This window comes from Candidatus Dependentiae bacterium (assembly GCA_018897535.1).
Classification (GTDB): Bacteria; Babelota; Babeliae; order Babelales; family UASB340; genus UASB340.
This window is the reverse complement of record JAHIKO010000081.1, coordinates 1-8,524: the sequence shown is the minus strand read 5'-3', so window position 1 is coordinate 8,524 and position 8,524 is coordinate 1. Positions and strand designations below refer to the sequence as shown.

Below are 8,524 nucleotides of genomic sequence, written 5' to 3'. Positions count from 1 at the left end.
GTAATGCAATATTATCTTTAGATCGCGAACTTGGTTATGTAAGCAACGCTACTATAAATAATAATAACTTAATTAGTTACAATAGCTCTGCAATAATTACAGGTCTTGAATGTTGTGAAAATAATAGTAACGCAATAGTAAGTTTAGATAAAAAACTTGGTTACGTAAGCAACGCTACAATTCAAAATGATAAACAAATATCTTGGAACTCTAATGCAATCTTACAATTAAATAACAGAATTACTAACAATAGTAATGCTATAATTACTCATGATCGCGAACTTGGTTACATAAGTAATGCTACGATCTTTAATAACAAACAAATCAGTTGGAACAGCTCTGCAATCTTAAATCTTGAAGTTGGCGCCCTCGATCAAAAAATTACTAATAATAGTAATGCAATATTATCTTTAAACTTAAAACTTAATTACGTAAGTAGTGCAACTATTGAAAACGATTTTCAAATTTCTTGGAACTCCAGTGCAATAATTCAATTAAATAACAGGATAACGAACAACTCTAATGCCATATTAAATATCAATGATAATATTAGTTATATAAGTTCTGCTACTATAAATAATAATAACTTAATTAGTTACAACAGCTCTGCAATAATTACAGGCATCAATAACAATAGTAATGCAATATTGTCTTTAGATAGAGAACTTGGTTACGTAAGTAATGCTACAGTAGAAAATAATACACAAATAAGTTGGAACTCCAGTGCAATTTTAATCAATAATAAAAACATTCATTATAATTCACAAGCGATATTAACATCATTAAATACAACCGGACTCCAAGCTCAAATAGATGCAAACAAACTTGGAATAAGATATAACTCTAATGCAATATTAACCAATTTAAATAATCAACAAGACACAATTTTAACTCAAGGCCCAATAACAACAGATATTACTCTAAGAGATAGTATTTTTGTTCATACAAATCAAAGAATATTTATTGATGGTAATGTAACAATAGATGGTAATGGTGCCGTAATAATATTTTCTAATCCTAACCATTCACAATTTGTAGTCTCAAAAGGGAAAACAGTCACTTTAAAAAATATTCAATTTTTACGTATAAATCAAAAAACATTTGATCTAAGATTTGCATTAAGATTTGATAATACAAAACCAACAAAATATGCTATCGATGACTCTCATATAATAATAGGTGAAAATGTTTTATTTGGTCTTTCAGAAAATATAACAATGTCTCAGGGATTAATAGAAATTACAAATAACACAAATAACGAAACTCAAATTTTTTCATTAAAGGGTATTGAAGGACAAAAACAATTTAGAATTGCTCCAACGGAACAATATTCCGATGCACTTTCAAAGGCAGATAATGGATTAAGTTGGTTACAAAGAAAATCCGGAATAGTAAGTAAATTAGCTTCTATATATTCAGATAGATTTACACAAAATGGAACCGTTCCGGTTCTTCTAAAATGCAATGATAATACGCTTGGTTTACAATCTATCAATTTATCCGGATTTGAACATGTATCAAAATCCGATTCAGCAAATTATCAAGGTACAATAAGTTTATTTGGCAATTCAGATATCGATATTGGAGATGAATCTTTCACCGAATTTGAAAAAAACAAAAACATACAAGAATCCTACAATATGATTTTTGTGATCCAAAATATTGGAAATAATTTAAGATTGCTAAAAGATGATATTAAATTTACAGGCAAACTACAATTTGCAGATTTTGGTGAAAATGAACTTTGTATTGATAGCGCAATAAGCGAACCAATAACGCCAAAATTAGGCTCAAACGATCCATTAAGATTAATTTCTCAAGTAAATTTTGGAACAGATTTTGTTCAACTAAAATCAACGTATGGTCTTGCAAAATTAATATTCAATGATAAAGCGATAAGAATCAATAATGATAATAATGGTTTTAATATATATGAAAACTCATATATATATGGAAAAACAATAGAAGTTTCAGGAAGCCCTATTTCAAATGCTTATAATCCAACATCGCTTGGAAACCAACCTATTTTAGATATTGAAAAATTAATAGGTATGGACGATATAAATAATAAGCCAATAAAATCAAATTATTTTTTATACTTTGATGATAAAAATTTGGAATTAAAAACAGCTGTTAATCTAACATATGAAAAAGAATTAAATAATATTTTAAATAATTAATTGTTAAGAGGGAAATATACTTCCCTCTTAAATAACTCTTTTATACTTATAAATTAAAATTTATTTAACAACTCTTTACATATCAAAATTCATTATATTATATATATAAAAAAATGAGTAAGATCTAAAAGGAGAGTAATTTGAGGAATTATTTAAATAAAATAATAATTTTCCTATTTTTTTTTATTTGTAAAAATAACATTTTCACAACAATTAATTTTCATGGCCCTCACAGTAAAATTGTTTTAGCATACAGTAATACTAAATTTTCAGCACCAAATAGTTCAAGTATTACTGGTTGGCTTAACCAAAACCTAGTGGTTCCGGCAGGAAATGAAAATATCAAAACGTTTGATTCAACGGCATATTACTCAAATTTGGCAGAACAACAGGTACCAAATCGTATATCAAATTATCAAATTCAAGAAAAAAATATATTAAATCCGGATAATAAAACTATAGTTTTTAATGATGATATATATATTCCGGATAACACTGTATATACAATTACATCAAATGGTATACTTGATGGACAATATAAAAATTTAACTTTAGGTAAAAATTCTCAATTATTAATTGACAGTAATGTAAGCGTAACATTTAGAAATTTAATATTTAAAAATAGTTCGAATACAACAATATCACAAATTAAATGTCATGATAATTCCGGAATAATAACATTTGATAATTCAACATTATCATTTAACGATACATTTACATTTGAGCGAGGACATCTTTTTATAAATAATGATGTAAAATTTACCGGATCAGGTGAATTTATTTATAATTCAATAAATTCAAGTTATATACTACCACACTCTTCATTAAATTTTGGCCCACAATCATCTTTTTTATATGCACCATATTCTACAAACAATAATCTTTTAATATTAAGTGATAAAACATCTTGTTTAAAATTTGATTACAGTTCTCTAAAAATCACACATACGGGATTACGCTTAACACATGGTTCATTATATTTTGATAATAAAGTTACAATAAGTTCAACAGATCAAACATTTAATAATGCTTTAATTTTAGGTGATTTAAATGCCGGCTTAAATTATGACCTATCAACCCATATTCTCTCTGGAGCAAGAATATTTTTAGACGGACGAATGGTTTTATATAATACCGTTAATGAAGAAAACAGCCTAAATTTTGCATCAAGAAGCTCTTCGATAGTACTTAAAAATTCAAGATCAAAATTCTTAGTTGTAAATAATAACGGCATAAATGGTTTTTCTGAGCAATCAATCACATATGCAGACGGTAGTGATAATAGTTGGATAACTGACAACACGACATACGGTTTTGACTTAGGTGAAACGGATCCTACAACAAATTTAATTTACAATAACAGTAATGCAATAGTTTCTCAGGAAAAAGAAATTTCTTGGAACTCTAATGCCATAGTGAATCTTAATGTAGATAAATTGGGGAAAGAAATAGAAAATAACTCTAATGCTATTATTAATTTAGATTTAAAAGTCTATTATAACTCACAAGCTATAATTAATGATTATGAAATAAAACAAGATTTACAAAATCAAATAAATTATAATAATCACACATTTGCAACAACCGAAATAAAAATTACAAATAATTCAAATGCTGTTTTAAGTGATATTAATCCAATAAAATACAATTCCGACGCACTTTTAAATTCAACAAACAATATTCATTATAATTCGCAGGCAATAATAAATGATTATTCAATTAAAGACGATTTATATAATCAAATTGGAAATAACTCCAATGCAATACTTGAGGGTAATAAATATGTAACTGCAAACTCCAACGCAATATTAAGCATAGATACAACCGGTCTAGCAGATCAAATACGTCACAATTCAGATGCAATAATAAACCTTGATTCAGACGTATTACAGGAAGCAATTAAAAATAATTCTAATGCTATTATAAATTTGGATAACAATGTTCATTATAATTCTCAAGCAATTATTCATGATTACGAAATCAAAGCCGATTTTCAAAATCAAATTAGTTATAACTCAAGCGCAATACTAAACATTGATAACACAATACTGGAAGAAGAAATAAAACATAATTCAGATGCCATACTAAATCTTGACAACACAGTTTTGTTAATAAAAATAAATAACAACTCAAACGCCATTCTTTATCTTGACACCCAAATACACAATAACTCTCAAGCAATATTACACGATTATGAAATTAAAACAGATCTACAAAATCAAATAAAAAATAATTCAAATGCTATTTTAAATATACCATCACAACCACTTTTACATGAAGCCGTAAAAAACAATTCAAATGCAATAATAAAACAAGATAAAGATATAGAAAATAATTCAAACGCTATTGTAAAATTAAGCTTTGCAACGGCAGGTACATTGCAAGCTCAAATTGATGCTATAAATACTTCTCTAATTCCACTACCGGATGATGTAACCGACCTGGAACAAGATATAGCCGCGGCAAAAGCCACAGCCGAATTGGCAAAATCAACAGCTCAAGCAAATGAAACTGAAATAGCAATTTTACAGAATAGTGTTGCCTTAATAACTCTTGGTGTTAAAAATAATTCGAATGCCATAATCACACATGAATATGAAATTATTAATAATTCAAATGCTATTGTTTCATATACGCCGGAAATTCCTGTAAATACCGCGGATATAACTACAAACTCAAATGCCATAATTACCAACACCGCAAATATAGATCAGAATATGATAAACATGCGACACAATTCTAACGCTTTAATAATTCAAGACATAAAAATAAAAGCAAATTCTGCAAGCATAGTAATTTTGGCAACTAACGATTTAAATATAACAACAAGCAATTCAATTATTTTATTAACAAATGAACTACGACATATAAGCTCTGCGGCAGTAAATAATAATAATTTAGCAAAGTATAACTCAAACGCTATCATAAGCTTACCAACTCAATTTTTAGCCGATCAAATTAAATATAATTCCGACGCTATTATAAATTTAGATGCAACATTATTGCAAAAAGAAATTGAGAATAATTCAAATGCCATTATAAATCTGGATAATAATGTTCATTATAATTCTCAAGCAATTGTTCATGATTATGAAATTAAACAAGATCTTTATAAACAAGTTGAAAATAATTCAAATGCCATACTAAGTATTGATGTAAGTACACTTTCCAATCCAATAAAGTATAATTCCGATGCTATATTAAATATAAAAGTAACTCCACAAGAAACAATTTTAACACAGTCTCCAATAACAACAGATATTACATTGGAAAAAAGTGTGTTTATTCATCCCAATGAAAAAATTTTAATAAATGGCAATGTAACAATCGACGGTAATGGTGCTGTAATTATATTTGGAAATCCGGAACATTCACAATTTGTAGTAGAAAAAAATAAAACTGTCACGCTTAAAAATATACAATTATTAAGAATTAATCAAAAAACGTTTAATTTAAAATATGCACTTAGCTTTGACAATACAAAAGCAACAAAATTTTCTTTGGAAAATTCTTGTATAAGAATAGGCGAAAATGTCTTATTTGGTTTATCTGAAAATGTAACTTTGTCACAAGGCTTAATCGAAATTATAAATAATGATAATAGCCAAGCCCAAACATTTTATTTAAAAGGCATTGAGGGACAAAAAGAATTTAAATTAGCACCATCGGATAATTATGCCGATGCACTTTCAAAAGCTGATAATGGTTTAAGCTGGTTACAAAGAAAAGGTGGAAAAGTAAGTAAATTAATTCCAAATTATAGCGATATGTTCACTCAAAATGCAACAATTCCCGTTTTACTAAAATGCAATGATAATACATTTGCCATGCAAAATATAATTTTTTCAGGTTTTGAACATATAACAAAAATAAATTCTATAAATTATTTAGGTGCTACAGCGTTGCTGGGTGAAACAAACATCAGTATTGGCGATGATACTTTTACTGAATTTGAAAAAAATAAAAACATACAAGAAACATATGATATGAATTTTATCGTTCAGGATATCAATAATAAATTAATATTAATAAAAGATGATCTTAAATTTACAGGACAGTTAAATTTTTCAGATTTTGGCGAAAATGAATTATATATTCAATCCGCTTTAACTGAAAAAATCGCGCCTAAACTTGGATCAAATGATTTTTCAAGAACAATACCCCAAATAAATTTTGGAACAAATTTTATGAATATTAATTCGACTTTTGGTACAGCAAAACTAATTTTTAACGATAAAGAAATAAGAATTAATAACGCAATAAATGGTTTTGTTGCTTATGAAAATTCAATACTTTCCGGAAATACAATAGAGATAACAGGTGACCCAATTCATAATATGTATAATACAAATATTAACGAGAAAAATTTCATGCTTAATATCGATAAATTAATTGGATTAAATGATATAAATAATAAACCAATAGTTACAGAAAATTATTTATATGAAATAAAGCAAAGATATGCTTTAGATGTAATTTATGATCAAGAATTAAGTAATTTTTCAAAAATAAAACAGTAAAAAAAAGGGAGCAAATTTTGAATTATAGAATTTTTAACAAAATAATATTTTTTATAGTTTTATTTTTTTTATTTTTAACAAACAATATTTATTCAACAATTAAATTTTATACACCATATTCTTCAATCGTTTTAAATAGCGAATTTTCAAAATTTGCAGTACCAAACACATCAACAATTAACGGTTGGTACAACCAAAATTTAATTCGAGAGAACTGGAAAACCAATTTAAAATATTTTGATTTTGATGATACATTAAATCAATATAATGCACCGTCTGAAAAATTTAATAATTTTATATATAACGATCTTATTAATAAAACAAATTCACTGAATATAAATAACAAAATTTTATTTTTTGATACCGACATTTCCATTCCCGACAATACTATATTTACACTTACATCAAATGGTGTTATTGACGGCTGTTATAAAAATTTAATTTTAGGTAAAAATTCTCAGATTTTATTAGATAATAATGTAAGTGTGACTTTCAAAAACATAATATTTAAAAATAATTCAAACACAATAAGACCAACAATAAAATGTAATAATAACTCGGGAATAATAACCATTGATAATTCTACATTTTCATTTAATGAGACATTCACTTTTGAACGCGGGCATATGTTTATAAACAATGAAGTAAATTTTACTGGCACATCTGAATTCATTTATAATTCAATAAATACCAGTTATATTTTACCGCATTCTTCACTAAATTTTAAACCTCAAACAACTTTTTTATATGCTCCATATTCTACAAATAATAATTTGATAATTATGAACGACAAGAGCTCTTGTTTAAAATTTGACAATAGCTCTTTAAAAATGACACATACGGGATTACGCTTAACACATGGTTCATTATATTTTGATAATAAAGTAACAATAAGTTCTACACATGAAACTTTTAATAATGCATTAATATTTGGCAATCTAACACTTGGGGCTGATTATGATTTATCTACATATATTTTATCAGGCTCAAGGATTAATCTTGATGGTAGAATTGTTTTAGAAAACACGCTGAATAATCAAAACAGTTTGGATTTTGCATCAAGAAATAGCTCTATAATATTGGCAAATTCAAGATCCAAGTTAAAAATTACAAATAACGAAGGTATTTATGGTTATCCAGAACAATCAATTATAAAAACAGATGGAAATAATAATACATGGATATCAGATAACACTATTTATGGTTTTGACTCAGGAGAAATCGACCCGGTAACATATTTAGTTTATAACAACAGCAACGCGATAGTAACACAAAGTAATAGAATCCGCTGGAATTCTAATGCCATAATAAACAATGATTTATTAGATTATGAACAACAAATAATATACAATTCTAATGCCATAATAAATCTTGAGCCCAAAATTATTAATAATTCAAATGCCATAATACACGACTATGAAATTAAAACCGATTTACAAGACCAAATTAGACATAATTCCGATGCGATTATAAATAATAATAAAAATATAAATCATAATTCCAATGCAATTATAAATCAAAACAATCAAATCAATAATAATTCCAATACAATTATCAACAATAATTACAATATTCATTACAATTCTCAGGCCATATTGCACGATTATGAAATAAAAACAGATCTACAAAATCAAATAAATTATAATTCCGATGCCATATTGAACAATAATAAAATGATAAATTGGAATTCAGATGTAATACTCAATATACAAACTGCTGAGCTTCAAAATGCTATAAAATATAATTCCGATGCCATTATCAATCAAGAATCTGCGACATTGCTTCAAGATATAAAAAATAATTCAAATGCCATAATAAATATTG

General features: G+C 26.5%; 3 protein-coding genes. All 3 read left to right on the top strand.

From position 1 onward, the window contains the following. Positions 1 to 2,180: hypothetical protein (locus KKE07_05115; protein ID MBU4270222.1), on the top strand; the 2,180-nt coding region annotated here is incomplete at its 5' end. A 140-nt stretch (positions 2,181 to 2,320) separates the two neighbouring features. Next, the gene (locus KKE07_05110; protein ID MBU4270221.1) at positions 2,321 to 6,700 is read left to right on the top strand and encodes a hypothetical protein; all 4,380 of its coding nucleotides are present in this window, start codon (positions 2,321 to 2,323) and stop codon (positions 6,698 to 6,700) included. A gap of 17 nt (positions 6,701 to 6,717) precedes the next feature. Further along, a partial coding sequence (locus KKE07_05105; protein MBU4270220.1) for a hypothetical protein occupies positions 6,718 to 8,524 on the top strand: 1,807 nt, incomplete at its 3' end.